The 15843-nt window shown below is 45.5% G+C and carries 14 protein-coding genes and 2 riboswitches; all 14 genes read right to left on the bottom strand.

Features of this window, described 5'->3' with window-relative positions; translation table 11 throughout:
• Window positions 1-13 precede the first annotated feature (13 nt).
• Window positions 14-1447 (bottom strand): amidophosphoribosyltransferase, encoded by a 1434-nt coding sequence (purF, locus tag VP97_RS11190; RefSeq protein ID WP_050181942.1) that lies wholly within the window; start codon window positions 1445-1447, stop codon window positions 14-16.
• Window positions 1423-3657, bottom strand: coding sequence for a phosphoribosylformylglycinamidine synthase subunit PurL (purL, locus tag VP97_RS11195; protein WP_050181943.1), 2235 nt, complete (start codon window positions 3655-3657; stop codon window positions 1423-1425). The genes purF and purL overlap by 25 nt, the downstream gene beginning before the upstream one ends.
• Entirely contained in the window at window positions 3641-4324 is a 684-nt protein-coding gene (gene purQ / locus VP97_RS11200) for a phosphoribosylformylglycinamidine synthase subunit PurQ (protein WP_050181944.1), read from the bottom strand. Before purQ ends, purL begins: the two co-directional genes overlap by 17 nt.
• Window positions 4321-4575, bottom strand: a complete 255-nt coding sequence (gene purS, locus VP97_RS11205; protein WP_050181945.1) for a phosphoribosylformylglycinamidine synthase subunit PurS — start codon at window positions 4573-4575, stop codon at window positions 4321-4323. The genes purQ and purS overlap by 4 nt, the downstream gene beginning before the upstream one ends.
• Window positions 4568-5287, bottom strand: coding sequence for a phosphoribosylaminoimidazolesuccinocarboxamide synthase (gene purC / locus VP97_RS11210; protein ID WP_050181946.1), 720 nt, complete (start codon window positions 5285-5287; stop codon window positions 4568-4570). The genes purS and purC overlap by 8 nt, the downstream gene beginning before the upstream one ends.
• A gap of 28 nt (window positions 5288-5315) precedes the next feature.
• Window positions 5316-6608: an adenylosuccinate lyase gene (gene purB, locus VP97_RS11215; protein ID WP_050181947.1), complete on the bottom strand. Its 1293-nt coding sequence runs from the start codon at window positions 6606-6608 to the stop codon at window positions 5316-5318.
• 28 nt (window positions 6609-6636) lie between these two features.
• Window positions 6637-7764, bottom strand: a complete 1128-nt coding sequence (purK, locus tag VP97_RS11220) for a 5-(carboxyamino)imidazole ribonucleotide synthase (RefSeq protein ID WP_050181948.1) — start codon at window positions 7762-7764, stop codon at window positions 6637-6639.
• Entirely contained in the window at window positions 7757-8245 is a 489-nt protein-coding gene (gene purE / locus VP97_RS11225) for a 5-(carboxyamino)imidazole ribonucleotide mutase (protein WP_050181949.1), read from the bottom strand. The genes purK and purE overlap by 8 nt, the downstream gene beginning before the upstream one ends.
• Before the next feature lie 217 nt (window positions 8246-8462).
• Window positions 8463-8563, bottom strand: a riboswitch (purine riboswitch).
• Window positions 8564-8639: 76 nt separating this feature from the next.
• Window positions 8640-8834: an NETI motif-containing protein gene (locus VP97_RS11235; RefSeq protein ID WP_050181951.1), complete on the bottom strand. Its 195-nt coding sequence runs from the start codon at window positions 8832-8834 to the stop codon at window positions 8640-8642.
• A complete protein-coding gene (locus VP97_RS11240; RefSeq protein ID WP_425388458.1) occupies window positions 8831-9370 on the bottom strand; it encodes a DUF2179 domain-containing protein in 540 nt (179 codons plus the stop codon). Before VP97_RS11240 ends, VP97_RS11235 begins: the two co-directional genes overlap by 4 nt.
• Window positions 9371-9462: 92 nt before the next feature.
• A complete protein-coding gene (gene ptsG / locus VP97_RS11245; protein WP_050181953.1) occupies window positions 9463-11529 on the bottom strand; it encodes a glucose-specific PTS transporter subunit IIBC in 2067 nt (688 codons plus the stop codon).
• 179 nt (window positions 11530-11708) lie between these two features.
• Entirely contained in the window at window positions 11709-12551 is an 843-nt protein-coding gene (gene glcT, locus VP97_RS11250) for a glucose PTS transporter transcription antiterminator GlcT (protein ID WP_050181954.1), read from the bottom strand.
• 89 nt (window positions 12552-12640) lie between these two features.
• Window positions 12641-13975, bottom strand: a complete 1335-nt coding sequence (locus VP97_RS11255; RefSeq protein WP_050181955.1) for an NCS2 family permease — start codon at window positions 13973-13975, stop codon at window positions 12641-12643.
• Window positions 13976-14068: 93 nt separating this feature from the next.
• A riboswitch (purine riboswitch) is annotated at window positions 14069-14170 on the bottom strand.
• 83 nt (window positions 14171-14253) lie between these two features.
• Window positions 14254-15807, bottom strand: coding sequence for a glutamine-hydrolyzing GMP synthase (gene guaA / locus VP97_RS11260; RefSeq protein WP_050181956.1), 1554 nt, complete (start codon window positions 15805-15807; stop codon window positions 14254-14256).
• Window positions 15808-15843: the final 36 nt, after the last annotated feature.

The raw sequence follows: 15843 nt of genomic DNA on the forward strand, positions 1-15843 counted from the left end.
TTTGTTCCTCCTGTTAGCACATGATTTCTTTGTCATGCGGGTGCTGTGTATCTGGGTAAATCTCCGTCGGGTATTCCCCTGTAAAGCAGGCCATACACTGGCCGCATTCGCCAAGCTCTCTTTTGCGGTGGCCAATTGCTTCAATTGTACCTTCTACGCTTAAATACGTAAGCGAATCAGCTCCGATCAATTCGCGCAATTCTTCGTTTGTATGGTGCGCGGCAATCAATTCACCTTTTTCAGATGTATCAATGCCGTAAAAGCACGGATGCTTAATCGCTGGTGAGCTGATGACAACGTGTACTTCTTTTGCCCCGGCTTCTTTGAGCATCGTAACGATCCGTCTGCTCGTTGTGCCGCGGACGATCGAGTCATCAACCATAACTACTTTTTTCCCCTCAACAACACCGCGTACCGGAGAAAGCTTCATTTTCACTCCCTGCTCACGAAGAGACTGGGACGGCTGAATGAATGTGCGACCAACGTAGCGGTTTTTAATTAAACCAAGCTCATATGGAATGCCTGTCGCTTCCGCAAAGCCGATAGCTGCTGAAATACTGGAATCGGGCACACCCGTTACAACGTCTGCGTCAAGCACAGCCGGGTCTACTTCTTTTGCTAGCATTTTGCCGAGACGCTTGCGGGCGCTGTGAACATTCACGCCATGAATATCGCTGTCTGGACGGGAAAAATAAACGTATTCCATTGTGCACATGGCGTCGCTGATTGCTGCGGCAAACTGCTCGGAATGAAGACCGTCTTCATTAATGGTAATCAGTTCGCCCGGCTCTACATCACGTAAAAACTCCGCACCAATAATGTCAAATGCACATGTTTCCGAGGCAACCACATAAGCATCGCCAAGCTTTCCGATTGAAAGCGGACGCAGCCCCTGCGGATCAAGTGCCACATGCATTTCATTTTCCGTCATGATCAAAAACGCATACGCCCCTTTGACCATGGAAAGAGCTGTTTTTAAACGGTCTTTGATCGTGCCATATGTGCTGCGGCGGATTAAGTGGGCCAGCACTTCTGTATCAGATGTTGTCTGAAAAATACTACCCTGTGCTTCCAGCTCGCGCTTCAGCGATGTTGCATTCACTAGGTTGCCATTATGAGCAAGTGCGAGACTGCCTGTTTGAAAGTGGAACAGGAGCGGCTGTACGTTTTGATAGCCGCCGCCCCCTGCTGTTTGGTAACGAACATGCCCAATTGCTGCTGATCCTGTTAAGCCGTTGATAATGTCCTGGTTGAAAATTTCTGTAACAAGTCCTTCACCTTTATGGCCGCGAAGGCGTTCACCGTCGCTCATTACGACGCCGGCGCCTTCTTGTCCGCGGTGCTGTAAGCTTTGCAAGCCATAATAGGTGATTTGTGATGCATTTTCGTGTCCGAAAACTCCGAAGACGCCACACTCTTCATTTAAGCCTCTGAGTTCAGCAAGCATGGAATAGCTCCTTTCCAGGCATCCTCCAGTTCACTAACCGGTGCCTGTACCACTTCTTCTCCGTTAATTCTAATTGATGCCACTGGCTGAGCTGTTACTTCACCAATTTGTTTTGCATCCTGCACAGCTGCCTCAAACGTTTCTTTGTTTTCTGGTTTTACTGTGACCACAAAGCGTGACTGTGTTTCTGCGAACAGGGCAGCTGTTGCTTCACCTTGAAGAGAAACGCTTGCACCCAGGCCTGTGCCAAATAATTTTTCCACAAGTGCTACCGCAAATCCACCTTCTGAAATGTCATGAGCTGATTGAACAAGGCCCGATTGAATCGCTGCAAGAAGCGCATCCTGGCGTGCTTTTTCCACTTCCAGATCAATGGCTGGTGATTTACCGGAAATTTCGCCGCCGTTCATCAATTTTTGCAGCTCGCTGCCGCCAAATTCACTTGCTGCGTCCCCGATTACGTATACGAGATCGCCAGCCCGCTTCGCTGCTTGTGTCGTAATATGGTTCACATCTTCAATCAATCCGACCATGCCGATAATTGGTGTCGGGTAGATAGCTGTACCGTTTGTTTCATTATAAAGAGATACGTTTCCGCCGATAACTGGTGATTGAAGCGCAAGGCATGCTTCACTAATTCCGTCTGCTGATTGCTCAAGCTGCCAGAATACGCCTGGATTCTCAGGGCTTCCGTAGTTTAAGCCGTCTGTAATCGCAAGTGGACGGGCACCAGAAGCTACGATATTACGAGCCGCTTCTGCCACGGCAATTTTACCGCCTGTTTTCGGATCAAGGTAAATGTAGCGTGCATTACAGTCTGTTGTCATCGCAAGTGCTTTGTTTGTGCCGCGCAGGCGGATTACCGCTGCGTCTGATCCTGGTGCTACCACTGTATTTGTACGAACCTGGTAATCGTATTGGTCATACACCCACTCTTTGCTTGCAACTGTCGGCTGCTGAAGCAATTTCACAAGTGTTTCTTTGTAATCTGTAACGTCCGGTGTTACGTCTTCCATTGCCTGGAACGTACGGAAGTATTCCGGCTCTGCAGATGGCTTGTGGTACACTGGTGCATCTTCTGCCAGCGCATCAACCGGTACTTCTGCTGCTACTTCACCTTTATGAATCAAACGAAGCATTTTGTCGTCTGTTACGACACCAACAGATGCCGCTTCAAGACCGTATTTCGCAAAAAGATCTTCGATTTCTTTTTCATGTCCTTTTTTCACAACGATCAGCATGCGCTCCTGTGATTCAGACAGCATCATTTCATACGGTGTCATGCCTGTTTCGCGCTGCGGAATCAAATCAAGGTTCATTTCGATTCCTGATCCGGATTTTGACGCCATTTCTGCTGACGAGCTTGTTAAGCCGGCTGCACCCATATCCTGAATCCCGACAAGAACGTCCTGATGGTTATAAATAAGCTCAAGGCATGCTTCTAAAAGCAATTTTTCCATGAACGGGTCGCCAACCTGTACCGCTGGGCGTTTTTCATCTGAGCTTTCGCTTAGTTCTTCTGAAGCGAATGTTGCACCGTGAATACCATCGCGGCCTGTTTTCGCTCCTACATACATTACAGTGTTGCCAACGCCTTTTGCCTGGCCTTTTTGAATATCTTTATGATCAATCAGTCCCACACACATTGCGTTCACAAGCGGATTGCCGTCATAAGACGGATCAAAGCCGATTTCACCGCCGACTGTTGGGATCCCGATGCAGTTTCCGTAACCAGCAATACCGGCAACAACTTCTTCAAACAAATACTTTACACGTGCTGTTTCAAGTTCACCGAAACGAAGTGAGTTTAAAATCGCAACTGGACGGGCACCCATTGAGAATACATCACGGATGATACCGCCGACACCTGTTGCTGCGCCCTGGTATGGCTCAATAGCAGATGGGTGGTTATGACTTTCAATTTTAAACACAACAGCCTGGCCGTCACCGATATCCACGATACCAGCGCCTTCACCCGGTCCCTGCAAAACGTGCTCGCCTTTTGTAGGGAAACGGCTTAACACAGGCTTGGAATTTTTATAGCTGCAATGCTCTGACCACATAACCGAGAAAAGACCTGTTTCTGCGTAGTTTGGCAGACGGCCAAGAATTTTTTCTACTTTCGCAAATTCTTCATCCGTTAAGCCCATTGTGCTGTATAGTTTTTCGTCTTTAATTTGCTGTGGATTTGGTTCAAGCATTAACGACATGAGAATTCCTCCAGTGCTTTACAATTGATTGGAAAAGTTTAAGGCCATCCGCGCTGCCAAGAAGCTCATCAACAGCCCGCTCCGGATGCGGCATCATGCCAAGTACGTTGCCTTTTTCGTTTGTAATACCTGCAATATCAGAAAGGCTTCCATTTACATCGCTTGCATATGTGAAGGCAATTTGGTTGTTTTCCTTCAGCTTGGCAAGTGTTGCTTCATCACAGTAGTAGTTTCCTTCACCGTGTGCAACTGGGACGCTGATTTTTTCGCCTTTGTCGTATAAAGAAGTAAACATCGTTTCATTATTTTCAACAGACAGCTCTACCGTCCGGCAAATAAATTTCAAGTTTTTGTTGCGAAGCATAGCTCCTGGAAGAAGGCCGGATTCAAGCAAAATTTGAAATCCATTGCAGACGCCAAGAATCGGCTTGCCTGCTTCCGCAGCACGTTTAACTGCGGCCATTACGTTTGACATGTGAGCGATCGCGCCTGAACGCAGGTAGTCGCCGTATGAAAAGCCTCCTGGAAGCAAAATACCGTCATATTCATCAAGGTTGTCCGCATCATGCCAGACAAGATCAACCTGCTCGCCTAATTCGTCTTTTACTGCATGGTACATGTCCACATCACAGTTGGATCCTGGAAATACGATGACTGCAAATTTCACTGTTTCGCACTCTCCTCGATTTCATATCGGTAATCTTCAATAACCGGGTTTGACAAAAGTTTTTCACATACTTCTTTGACTGTACCTTCTACGTCACGGACAGAATCATCGAATTGAAGCTCCATGTATTTGCCGATGCGCACTTCTTCTACTCCCTGGTAGCCAAGGTTTGACAGAGATTGCTGTACTGCTTTTCCTTGCGGGTCTAATACACTTTCACGAAGTGTTACGTAAACTTTCACTTTATACATTATTAGTTCCTCCAAGTCGATTGTAGATTTCGGTATATGCTTCTGTCAGTCCGCCAAGATCCCGGCGGAACAAGTCTTTATCGAGTTTACGGTTTGTGCCTTTTTCCCATAGGCGGCATGTATCCGGCGAAATTTCATCGGCCAGCAAAATGCTGCCATCCTTTTGACGGCCAAATTCGATTTTAAAGTCAACGAGGTCTACACCCATTTCGCTAAACAGCGGAATCAATACGTCGTTTACACGAAGAGCTTCTTTTTTCAAAATTTGCACTTCTTCAGGTGCTGCCACTTCTAGCAGACGGATATGATCTTCTGTTAGGAGCGGATCACCCAGATCATCATTTTTGTAATAAAACTCAACGATTGGCTCCCCAAACGGCACGCCTTCTTCAAAGCCGAGGCGCTTGGCAATGCTGCCAGCGGCAACATTGCGTACGACAACCTCGAGTGGGATAATATCAACATGCTTCACGAGCTGCTCATTTTGGGACAGCTGCTTAACAAAATGAGACTCAATGCCTTTTTCGGCGAGTTTTTCAAACAACAGCCCTGTAATTAAGTTGTTTAAGCGTCCTTTTCCGTCAATTTCAGCTTTTTTTTCCCCGTTAAATGCGGTAGCCGAGTTTTTATATTCGATCCAGACGATATCTTCCTGGTCTGTTGCATAAATGCGTTTTGCTTTTCCTTCGTAGAGCTGCTTGCCTTTTTGCATGATGTGATCCTCCCAGGTTCCGGTTTAATTAAAGGCCGATGCGGTCAAAAATCGTGTCGACATGTTTGATATGGTAGTTGTAGTCAAAGCAGTCAGCAATTTCTTCCGGTGTTAATTTCGATGTGATCGTTTCATCTGCTTCCACAAGTGAACGGAACTGAACTTGCTTATCCCATGCTTCCATCGCCCGCGGCTGTACAGTGTCATAAGCTGCTTCACGCGCCATGCCTTTGTCTATCAGGGCAAGAAGAATACGCTGTGAGTAAATAAGACCAAGCGTACGGTCCATATTGCGTTTCATGTTTTCCGGGAATACCGTCAAATTCTTTACAATGTTGCCGAAACGGTTCAGCATGTAATTCAAGGCAATCGTTGCATCCGGCAGAATTACGCGCTCCGCAGATGAATGGGAGATATCACGCTCATGCCAAAGCGATACATTTTCATATGCTGTAACCATGTGGCCGCGAATCACACGCGCAAGGCCAACCATGTTTTCAGATCCGATTGGATTACGTTTATGCGGCATTGCTGATGAACCTTTTTGTCCTTTTGCAAATGCTTCTTCTACTTCGCGTGTTTCCGACTTTTGCAGGCCGCGAATTTCCGTAGCGAATTTTTCGATTGATGCAGCTACAAGTGCAAGAGTGGCCATATAATGCGCATGGCGGTCACGCTGAAGCGTCTGCGTTGAAACCGGCGCTGGCTTCGTTCCAAGTTTTTCACATACATATTGCTCAACGAATGGATCGATGTTTGCATACGTACCGACTGCGCCCGAGATTTTTCCGTACTGAACCCCGTCAGCTGCATCGTTAAAGCGCTCAAGGTTCCGTTTCATTTCTTCATACCAAAGGGCCATCTTAAGACCAAATGTTGTCGGCTCTGCATGAACACCATGTGTGCGGCCCATCATTACCGTGTGTTTATGTTCAATTGCTTTGTCGCGAAGGATGTCGATAAAGTTCTCAATGTCTTTACGTAAAATGTCGTTCGCCTGCTTTAATAGATAAGAAAGGGCTGTATCGACTACATCTGTTGACGTTAATCCGTAATGCACCCATTTGCGCTCTTCTCCAAGTGTTTCGGATACAGCGCGGGTAAATGCCACTACGTCATGGCGTGTTTCCAGTTCAATTTCGTTAATGCGATCGATATCAAAGCTTGCGTTTGAACGAAGTTTTTGAACATCTTCTTTTGGGATTTCACCAAGCTCAGACCATGCCTCGCAAGCTAAGATTTCTACTTCAAGCCATGCTTTGAATTTGTTTTCTTCTGTCCAAATGCTGCCCATTTCAGGTCGTGTATAGCGTTCGATCATTAGTTGTCATCCTCCGATTAATCGTCGTTTATTTTGTCCAAATCCGGCTTTCCTGGATTTCGGTTAAGGTTTCATCAATATTGTCTGTCAAAATGGTTACATGCCCCATTTTCCGTTTTTCTTTTGCTTCATCTTTTCCGTATAAGTGGATGGACCATTCCGGCTTGTCCACAATGGCGCTCACAACACCTTCTACATGTTCACCGAGCACGTTGACCATGACAGCTGGCTTTAAAAGCGCTGTGCTTTTCAGCGGCCAGTTGCAAACAGCACGGATGTGCTGGCCAAACTGAGAGATTCCACACGCTTCGATCGTATAATGCCCGGAGTTATGCGGCCGTGGTGCCAACTCATTAATGTAAATGCCGCCTTCTTCTGTTACAAACATTTCAACAGCCAGGGTGCCGACAAGCGATAGAGCGGAAGCAATTTTTTCTGCTGCCTCGTGTGCTGCTCGATCGGTTTCTTTTGAAATACGAGCCGGTACAATTGATTCGTGCAAAATGTTCTCTACGTGGATGTTTTCTGCCACCGGGAAAAATGTTGTTTCCCCTTCTGGATTGCGTGTTACAATGACCGATATTTCTTTTTGGAATGGAATCCATTGTTCAAGTACACACTCACCGTGCGTAAGCAGCTTGGCTGCTTGGGCTGCCTGGTTCACTTCTCTTAACACAAACTGCCCTTTGCCGTCATATCCGCCGGTTGCGGTTTTCAATACAGCCGGCAGGCCGAGCGCCTCGATCCCTTTGTGCAGATCAGATTCAGACTGAATCACCCGGTAAGGGGCAACCGGTACGCCTGCATTCGAGATCGCTTCTTTTTCGTAAACACGGTTTTGCGTAATACGGATCAGCTCTGCTCCCTGCGGAATATGGGCCGTTTTCATCAGCTCTTTTAAACCTTCATAGTCAATATTTTCAAATTCATAGGTAATCACGTCACTTACTTGTGCCAGGCGCTGAAGTGCGTCCTGGTCATTGTAAGGCGCCTGGATGACGATATCCGCTGTCTGCGTGCACGGAGCTCCTTCTGCCGGTTCAAGAACGGCGATGCGAAAGCCCGCTTCTTTAGCGGCCAGTGCCATCATACGTCCTAATTGTCCGCCGCCGATAATGCCAATCGTTTTTCCCGGTTCAATGATTTTTCTAGCCAAGCTGATCACTGCTTTCGAGGACCGTTTTTTGGGTTTCCTTTCGGCGCTTGTCCAATCGCGCTGCTACACCTGCGTCTGCGATCGACAAAATTTGCGCTGCCAGCAGACCGGCATTGGTTGCACCAGCTTTGCCAATCGCTGTTGTAGCAACAGGCACGCCGCCTGGCATTTGAACGATAGAAAGAAGAGAATCAAGTCCATTTAACGCTTTTGACTGAACAGGGACGCCGATAACCGGCAGAGTCGTTTTAGCTGCTGTCATACCTGGCAAATGAGCAGCCCCTCCTGCTCCTGCAATGATTACTTTAATGCCTCGCTCCCGTGCCGTTTCGGCATATTCAAACATCAAATCAGGAGTGCGGTGTGCGGACACCACTTTTTTTTCATAGGGAATGTCAAGTTCATCGAGTACGTCACATGCGTGCTTCATTGTTTCCCAATCTGATGTGCTTCCCATAATAACGCCAACTTCAATCGTCATCTTGATCCTCCATTGTGAGATTTGTTTACAAAAGAAAAGCGCAGGACGCCCAGCTTTAAGTGATGAGCATAAGATAATCCCTGTTGAAGGCGTTTTGTGCCTCCATAAGGGATTGGCTTATGACTTTAAACTGATGGTGTCCGGAGCTAGCCATAAAAAAACGGGCAGACCGCTTCTCCGGTAAAAAGGAGAAAGCGATTCGCCCGTAGTCGATCGAGAGTACGAATGCTTTCCCCATAGTCGGCTCGTTTACGGCGGCCGGTAGAAACTCGCGGGCCATATTCCCGCTATTATATGAGGTGCTTTATTTGTCCTCTACATATTAACAACCGATCGAAGGGGTTGTCAATAAAAAATCGAACGATATTTATTACTTATATTTTAATGTTCGTATTTAAGTCATTATTTTTCCTTCAAAGACGATTTCACGGCCAATCGGCACATGAATTGTTTCCCCGTTTTCCTTCCGTTCTTCGAAGAGCGGCTTTTCTATCCGCCGAACCGGCACGTAGCCTTCACGCTTCATTCGTTCCAGGCATTCGTCAATTGTTTCATTTTCTTCCACGTAAAAATTCTTTTTTTTGCTCATGGCATCAATTTTCCTCTTCGCACTTGTTTTACCCAGAAGCCGCCATGAATGGTTTTCGGTTCATAAGCAATAATAAATGCTTTTGGATCGAGGTCTTTAATTTTCTGATACAGCTTCAGCTCATATTTACGCGGTGTCAAAATCTGCAGGGCCATCCGTTCGCCTTCAAGACCGTTTGCTGCCCAGCTGGTCACGCCATAGCCTTCCTGGCGCAATTGCTTCGGCAGATCTTTGTCATACTCCTTTGTAATCACATTTACCGTGATATATCCGAGCGCCAGCTTTTCCTCGATCTTCATGCCGACAATCACGCCTATACCGTAGCCGACCGCATAAGCAATCAGGTTTTGTATTTCGTTTAAGTTATCGAGTACAAGTCCAAGACCTACAACATAAATAACAACCTCAATCATACTTACAAAAGCTGCTGTATACCGGTAGCCTTTCAGTGTCAAAATCATGCGGATCGTAAAAAATGAAACGTATACAATATTGATCAGCAAAATAATGACAACCATTAATAACGCATTATCCATCACAATTATCCACTCCTCTTCCACGGCAGTTTACCATATCGACGCTCATTAAAAAAGCCCCGGCCGAATATTCGGCTGGGGCGGGTTGCTTCTTATTTAATAGTGATAATATTCTCGTCGCCATTTGTCACAGTTCCCGGCTTTTCAACCGTTACAGATTGACCTTCTGCAAGGTTTGTGAAAATAATCGGCGTGATCGTCGATGTGGCATTTTTCGCAATGTAGTCCAGATCCACTTTAAGAAGAGGCTGGCCTGCTTTGACTTCATCACCCTCTGATACAAGAGCTTCAAAGCCTTCTCCGTTCAATTTTACTGTATCGATACCGAAGTGGATCAGAATTTCGCGTCCACTGTCCGCAGTAATACCGATCGCATGCTTTGTCGGGAAGACATTAATGATCTTACCGTTTACCGGAGATACAACTGTACCGTCATTTGGTTTGATCGCAAAGCCGTCGCCCATCATTTTCCCTGAGAAAACAGGATCTGGCACTTCTGTAATTGGCAGAAGCTCACCTGATATAGGTGCAACAAATTTATCTTCTACATCATTACGGATTGCAGCTGGAGCCGCATTTTCTACTTCTTTTTGCACTTCCTGATCCGGTTTTACTGTTGCTGTCGGACGAGGATTGTTGCCTTTCATAATATCAGCCATCTGGTGGCGAAGACCATCTGATTTTGGCCCGAAGATCGCCTGGATGTTGTTCCCCACTTCAAGAACACCTGCCGCTCCAAGCTGTTTTAAACGTTTTTTATCTACGTTGCCAATATCATTTACCGATACACGAAGACGTGTAATACATGCATCAAGATTGGCAATGTTTTCTTTTCCGCCCATTGCATCCAAAATTTCATATGGAAGGTCGCCTGCTACAACTGCTGGCCTCTCTTCACTATCCTCATCTTCCGTTTCACGCCCTGGTGTTGCCAGGTTAAATTTGCGGATCGCAAAGCGGAAACCGAAGTAATAAATAACAGCAAGTACAAGACCAACTGGAATAACAATCCATGCATTTGTCTGCGGATTCAAAAGACCGAATAATGTATAGTCAATCAAACCGCCGGAGAATGTCATACCAATTTTTACATCCAACAAGCTCATTGTCATAAATGATAGACCCGCAAAAATCGCATGAACACCGAAAAGAACAGGCGCTACGAACAAGAATGAGAACTCAAGCGGCTCTGTAATCCCTGTTAAGAAAGACGTTAGTGCAGCAGAACCCATAAGACCCGCCACTACTTTTTTACGCTCCGGACGCGCTTCATGGTAAATCGCAAGCGCTGCTGCCGGAAGACCGAACATCATAAACGGATATTTACCTGTCATAAATGTACCCGCTGTTAAGTTTTCTACACCGTCTCTAATTTGCGCCATAAACATTGGCTGGTCACCACGAACAATCTCACCCGCTGCTGTTGTATACTGACCAAATTCATACCAGAATGGTGAGTAGAAAATGTGATGAAGACCGAATGGAATCAAGCTCCGTTCAATTACACCGAAAATAAAAGCCGATATAGCAAGATTGCCTCCTAATAACACATGCGAGAAAGCATTTAAACCACTTTGAATTGGAGGCCATATTACGATCATAAGAAGACCAAGGATTACTGCTGAAGCCGCTGTGGCAATTGGGACGAACCGTTTGCCCGCAAAGAAGCCCAGGTAAGACGGCAATTCAATGTTAAAGAATTTGTTATACATGTAGGCAGCAATAGCCCCCATGATAATCCCGCCGAATACACCTGTTTGCAGGGATGGAATGCCAAGAATCAGTGCGTGAGCAGGATCCCCTGCTTCTAGAACAGCAATTCTTTCAAGCCCAAGCGCTGTACCCATTGTCGCGTTCATAATTAAATATCCGACAATTGCAGCAAGACCGGCAACTCCGTCTCCGCCGGCAAGACCAATCGCTACACCGACCGCAAAGAGTATCGGTAAGTTTCCGAAAACAATGTCACCTGAGTTTTCCATAACAGATGCGACTGTAACAACCCAGTCAGCTGTTAAAAACGGTGCCAAATCAGTTAGGGCTGGATTTTGCAACGCATTACCAAAAGCAAGCAAAAGTCCGGCAGCCGGCAAAATTGCTACAGGCAGCATAAGTGCTTTACCGATTTTCTGAAGCACACCGAAAAGCTTTTTAAACATGTGTGTTTCCTCCTCTATATTGATTAGTATGTGCATCTCAAAGGTGAATCAGACAGACAACACGAAAAAAGGCATGAGAAAAGAAGACATTAGGAAATAGAAGTTCTAAAACCCCTATTTTCCCTGTATCTTCCTTACTCATGCCTGATCGTATCAGTAACACGTAAAGAACAATGTAATTATTTCATTTTTGTCTGTATCCGCTGCAGATGCATCGTTAAATAAACCGCTTCTGCATCATACACGGGATGTTTTAAAGTCTGCTGCATTACTTTGATTAGCTTCCACGACAGATTATAACACACCGGATATTCCGCTTTCAATAGGTTTGCAATTTTTTCTGGTTCTTCGACCTTTTCCCCACGGACGACCCGCTCAATGGTATAGCGGATATGACGTACAAGCCGCATATAGTCGATGCTTTCTTTGTCCAACTGCACTTCGAGTCTTTGTTCAATCATTTCAATCAGTGTGGAAATCAGCTCGGAATGGCGGCTCAAATCTCTGACATCCTTGTTTGCAATAGCACTGTGTATATGAAGGGCAATAAACCCGGTTTCTCCTTCGGGCAGGCTTACTGTCAGCTTACTGTTAATCAGCCTGGTCACTTCCTCAGCTACCTCGTATTCGAACGGATAGAGCGCTTTCGTTTCCAGTAAAAAAGGATTGCGAATGCCCATACCGCGCATCATACGGTTGACGGCAAACAACAAGTGATCCGTTAAGCCAACGTGGATGTGTTCGTTCAGCGTTTTCCCTACCCGCTCACGAATGAGTTCTACTGCCGCAATAATCACTTTTAGTGTTTCATCATCTAAATGAGGCAGCAGCTTTTTATACTGTTCCTGTTCGTTTCTATCTGTTAATACAAACAGCTTTTCCACTGAGCTTCGCACGATGCTATCCCCCTGCTGCCGTCCGAAACCGATCCCCCTGCCAATTAATACAACCTCTGTCTCATCATCTGCGGCTGCAATCAGCACATTGTTATTTAGTACTTTTTTCACAAAAAATTTTTCCATAGCACATCCCCGTTGTTTTGTTTTTTACAGTATAGCATGAGGACGACGCAAAAAAACACCTCTCTGTTTAGAAGAGAGGTGTTAGAGAACTATTTTAAAAATACAAAATAAAGCACAAATACAATAAATAAGAAATACATAATTGGATGGATTTCTTTTCCGCGTCCTTTTACAAGCATTGTAATCGGATAGAAAATAAAGCCCATTGCAATCCCAGTTGCAATACTGTAAGAAAGAGGCATTGCGATAATCGTTAAAAACGCCGGAACGGCAATTTCAAACTTCTTCCAGTCAATTAGCCCTAAAGACGATACCATCAACACGCCGACAATAATGATCGCCGGTGCTGTTACGTGTGATGTGATAACGGATAATAGCGGGAAGAAGAAAATAGATAAAAGGAACAATACACCTGTTACTACAGCCGCAAGACCTGTTCGCGCTCCAGCAGCTACACCAGCAGATGATTCAATATACGACGTTGTAGTTGATGTTCCAAGAAGTGCTCCTGCTACGGTTGCGCAAGAATCAGCTAACAGCGCTTTTCCTGCCCGCGGCAGCTTATTGTCTTTCATCAAGCCTGCTTGAGTAGCAACTGCGACAAGTGTTCCTGCTGTATCAAAAAAATCAACAAACAAAAACGTTAAAACAATTACAAGCATTTGCAGTGTGAAAATGTCGCCCGGCGTTTGGAAAATGTTTTCAAGTGCTACGCCGAATGTCGGTGCTACACTCGGTGCCGCTGAAACAATTTTAGCCGGCAGCTCCACAAGGCCAAAAATCATGCCGACTACTGCTGTGATCAGCATACCGTAAAAAATGCCGCCGTTGACTCCTTTAGTCATCATAATAACCGTAATAATCAAACCAAAAATCGTCAGAAGTGTCGGGCCAGAACTCAAATCCCCAAGTCCAACAAGCACAGCGTCGTCATTGACGATAATGCCCGCATTTTGAAAGCCGACAAATGTGATAAATAAACCAATCCCTGCTCCAACCGCATATTTAAGCTCGAGCGGAATCGAGTTAATAATCGTTTCCCGCAAGCCTGTCATCGTTAAAATAATGAAAATAATACCCGAGAATAAAACACCGGTCAGCGCTGTCTGCCAAGGAATTTCATACGTTAAGATAACTGTATATGCAAAAAATGCATTTAACCCCATGCCTGGCGCAAGGCCAATCGGATACTTGGCAAGCAGTCCCATAATAATCGATCCAATTGCGGCAGCCAATGCCGTAGCTGTAAAGACCGCCCCATGATCCATTCTCATCGCATCCGGAAGGTCCGGTATAGACTGCAGCGATAATGTCAGCGGATTGACCACCAAAATGTACGCCATAGATAAAAACGTCGTCAAGCCGCCAATGATCTCGCGGCGGTACGTTGTTCCAAGTTCATCCATATGGAAAAACTTTCTCATTCTTTTTTCTCCCTTCGATCTTATATACGAACGAAAAATACCCGGAGCAATGGATGCTCCGGGTACGACTAACAAAAGAATATAGAAAGAGACATTCTCTTTCCATTCATTCGTAGTCGGACCATTTACGGCAGTCCGGTAGAAACTGTCAAGCCTTATTCTCGACGATATACGATGCATGTAAAAGTAATAAATGTACTCTTTCATTTTACTGATATACTATTTGTTCGTCAATACAAAACACGAACAAAAATTATTTTTTTATTGTTTTTGTTCGCTTATTCCCATTCGATTGTTGCAGGCGGCTTGCTCGTAATGTCATACACAACGCGGTTTACGTGTGCGACTTCATTGACAATACGCGTAGAAATCACTTCAAGCACATCCCATGGAATACGCGCCCAATCCGATGTCATACCGTCAATGGATGTAACAGCACGGATACCGACTGTGTAATCATATGTGCGAGCATCTCCCATGACCCCTACACTGCGGATATCTGGAAGGACAGTGAAGTACTGCCAAATTTCACGCTCAAGACCGTGATTGGCAATTTCCTCGCGCAAAATCGCATCAGATTCACGAACGATTTCTAATTTTTCTTCTGAAATGGCTCCAAGCACACGGATACCTAGTCCAGGACCCGGGAACGGCTGACGCCAAACGATGTGGTCTGGAATACCAAGCTCTGTTCCAAGCGCGCGCACTTCATCTTTAAACAGCGTGCTAAGCGGCTCAATCAGCTTAAACTGCATATCTTCCGGCAGTCCACCTACATTGTGATGCGATTTGATCGTCTGCGCCGTAGCTGTACCGCTTTCGATGATATCCGTGTAAAGTGTTCCTTGGGCCAGGAATTCAATCCCTTGAAGTTTTGATGCTTCATCATCAAATACGTAAATAAACTCGTTGCCGATAATTTTACGTTTTTGTTCTGGATCTGATACGCCTGCCAGCTTGTTCATGAAGCGCTCTTTCGCATCGACTTTAATAATATTAATGTTAAAGCCGTTAGCAAATGTATCCATAACCTGCTCAGCTTCCCCTTTACGAAGAAGGCCGTGGTCAACAAAAATACATGTTAACTGATCACCAATTGCTTTATGGATCAGAACCGCTACAACAGATGAATCTACACCGCCGGACATCGCGCAAAGCACTTTTTTATCGCCGACGATCTGGCGGATTTTTTCCACTTCAATTTCAACGTAGTTTTCCATAGACCAGTCGCCTGTACAGCTGCATACACCGAATACAAAGTTCTTTAAAAGCTCGTTTCCGTATACAGAATGCTTTACTTCTGGGTGGAATTGAACTGCGTACAGGTTTTCAGCTTTATTGCTCATTGCAGCAATAGGGCACGACGGGCTCACCGCATCAACTGTGAAACCAGCTGGCGCTTCTGTTACAAGGTCACTGTGGCTCATCCACACCACCTGTTCGTTCGGAAGATCTGTAAATAGAGCAGACTCATTTTGAACGGTAATAGCAGCTTTTCCGTATTCACGGTGCGACGCTTTTGAAACCGTACCGCCAAAGTGTTTTGTCATCAGCTGCATACCATAGCAAATACCGAAAATCGGCACATTCAAGTCAAAGATGCGCTCATCGCAATGAAAGGCGTCATCTGCATATACGCTGTTTGGGCCGCCTGAGAAAATAATCCCTTTTGGATTCATTTCTTTAACTTCTTCAACTGTAATTGTGTGCGGATGAAGCTCGCTGTATACGCCAAATTCGCGAATACGACGTGTGATCAACTGGTTGTACTGGCTTCCAAAGTCAAGTACAAGAATCATTTCCTGGTGCTGCAATTCTGATTTCCCTGTCATGATTTTACTCTCTTCCCTTCAATTCCGTATTATCGG

The organism is Domibacillus robiginosus, from assembly GCF_000966195.1.
Taxonomy (GTDB): domain Bacteria; phylum Bacillota; class Bacilli; order Bacillales; family Domibacillaceae; genus Domibacillus; species Domibacillus robiginosus.

What these genes read in the sequence shown, in the direction of transcription:
- purF (WP_050181942.1), bottom strand. Translation starts at nt 1,447, where the DNA reads ATGCTTGCTGAACTCAGAGGCTTAAATGAAGAGTGTGGCGTCTTCGGA.
- purL (WP_050181943.1), bottom strand. Translation starts at nt 3,657, where the DNA reads ATGTCGTTAATGCTTGAACCAAATCCACAGCAAATTAAAGACGAAAAA.
- purS (WP_050181945.1), bottom strand. Translation starts at nt 4,575, where the DNA reads ATGTATAAAGTGAAAGTTTACGTAACACTTCGTGAAAGTGTATTAGAC.
- purC (WP_050181946.1), bottom strand. Translation starts at nt 5,287, where the DNA reads ATGCAAAAAGGCAAGCAGCTCTACGAAGGAAAAGCAAAACGCATTTAT.
- purB (WP_050181947.1), bottom strand. Translation starts at nt 6,608, where the DNA reads ATGATCGAACGCTATACACGACCTGAAATGGGCAGCATTTGGACAGAA.
- purE (WP_050181949.1), bottom strand. Translation starts at nt 8,245, where the DNA reads ATGACGATTGAAGTTGGCGTTATTATGGGAAGCACATCAGATTGGGAA.
- VP97_RS11235 (WP_050181951.1), bottom strand. Translation starts at nt 8,834, where the DNA reads ATGAGCAAAAAAAAGAATTTTTACGTGGAAGAAAATGAAACAATTGAC.
- VP97_RS11240 (WP_425388458.1), bottom strand. Translation starts at nt 9,370, where the DNA reads ATGGATAATGCGTTATTAATGGTTGTCATTATTTTGCTGATCAATATT.
- ptsG (WP_050181953.1), bottom strand. Translation starts at nt 11,529, where the DNA reads ATGTTTAAAAAGCTTTTCGGTGTGCTTCAGAAAATCGGTAAAGCACTT.
- glcT (WP_050181954.1), bottom strand. Translation starts at nt 12,551, where the DNA reads ATGGAAAAATTTTTTGTGAAAAAAGTACTAAATAACAATGTGCTGATT.
- VP97_RS11255 (WP_050181955.1), bottom strand. Translation starts at nt 13,975, where the DNA reads ATGAGAAAGTTTTTCCATATGGATGAACTTGGAACAACGTACCGCCGC.
- guaA (WP_050181956.1), bottom strand. Translation starts at nt 15,807, where the DNA reads ATGACAGGGAAATCAGAATTGCAGCACCAGGAAATGATTCTTGTACTT.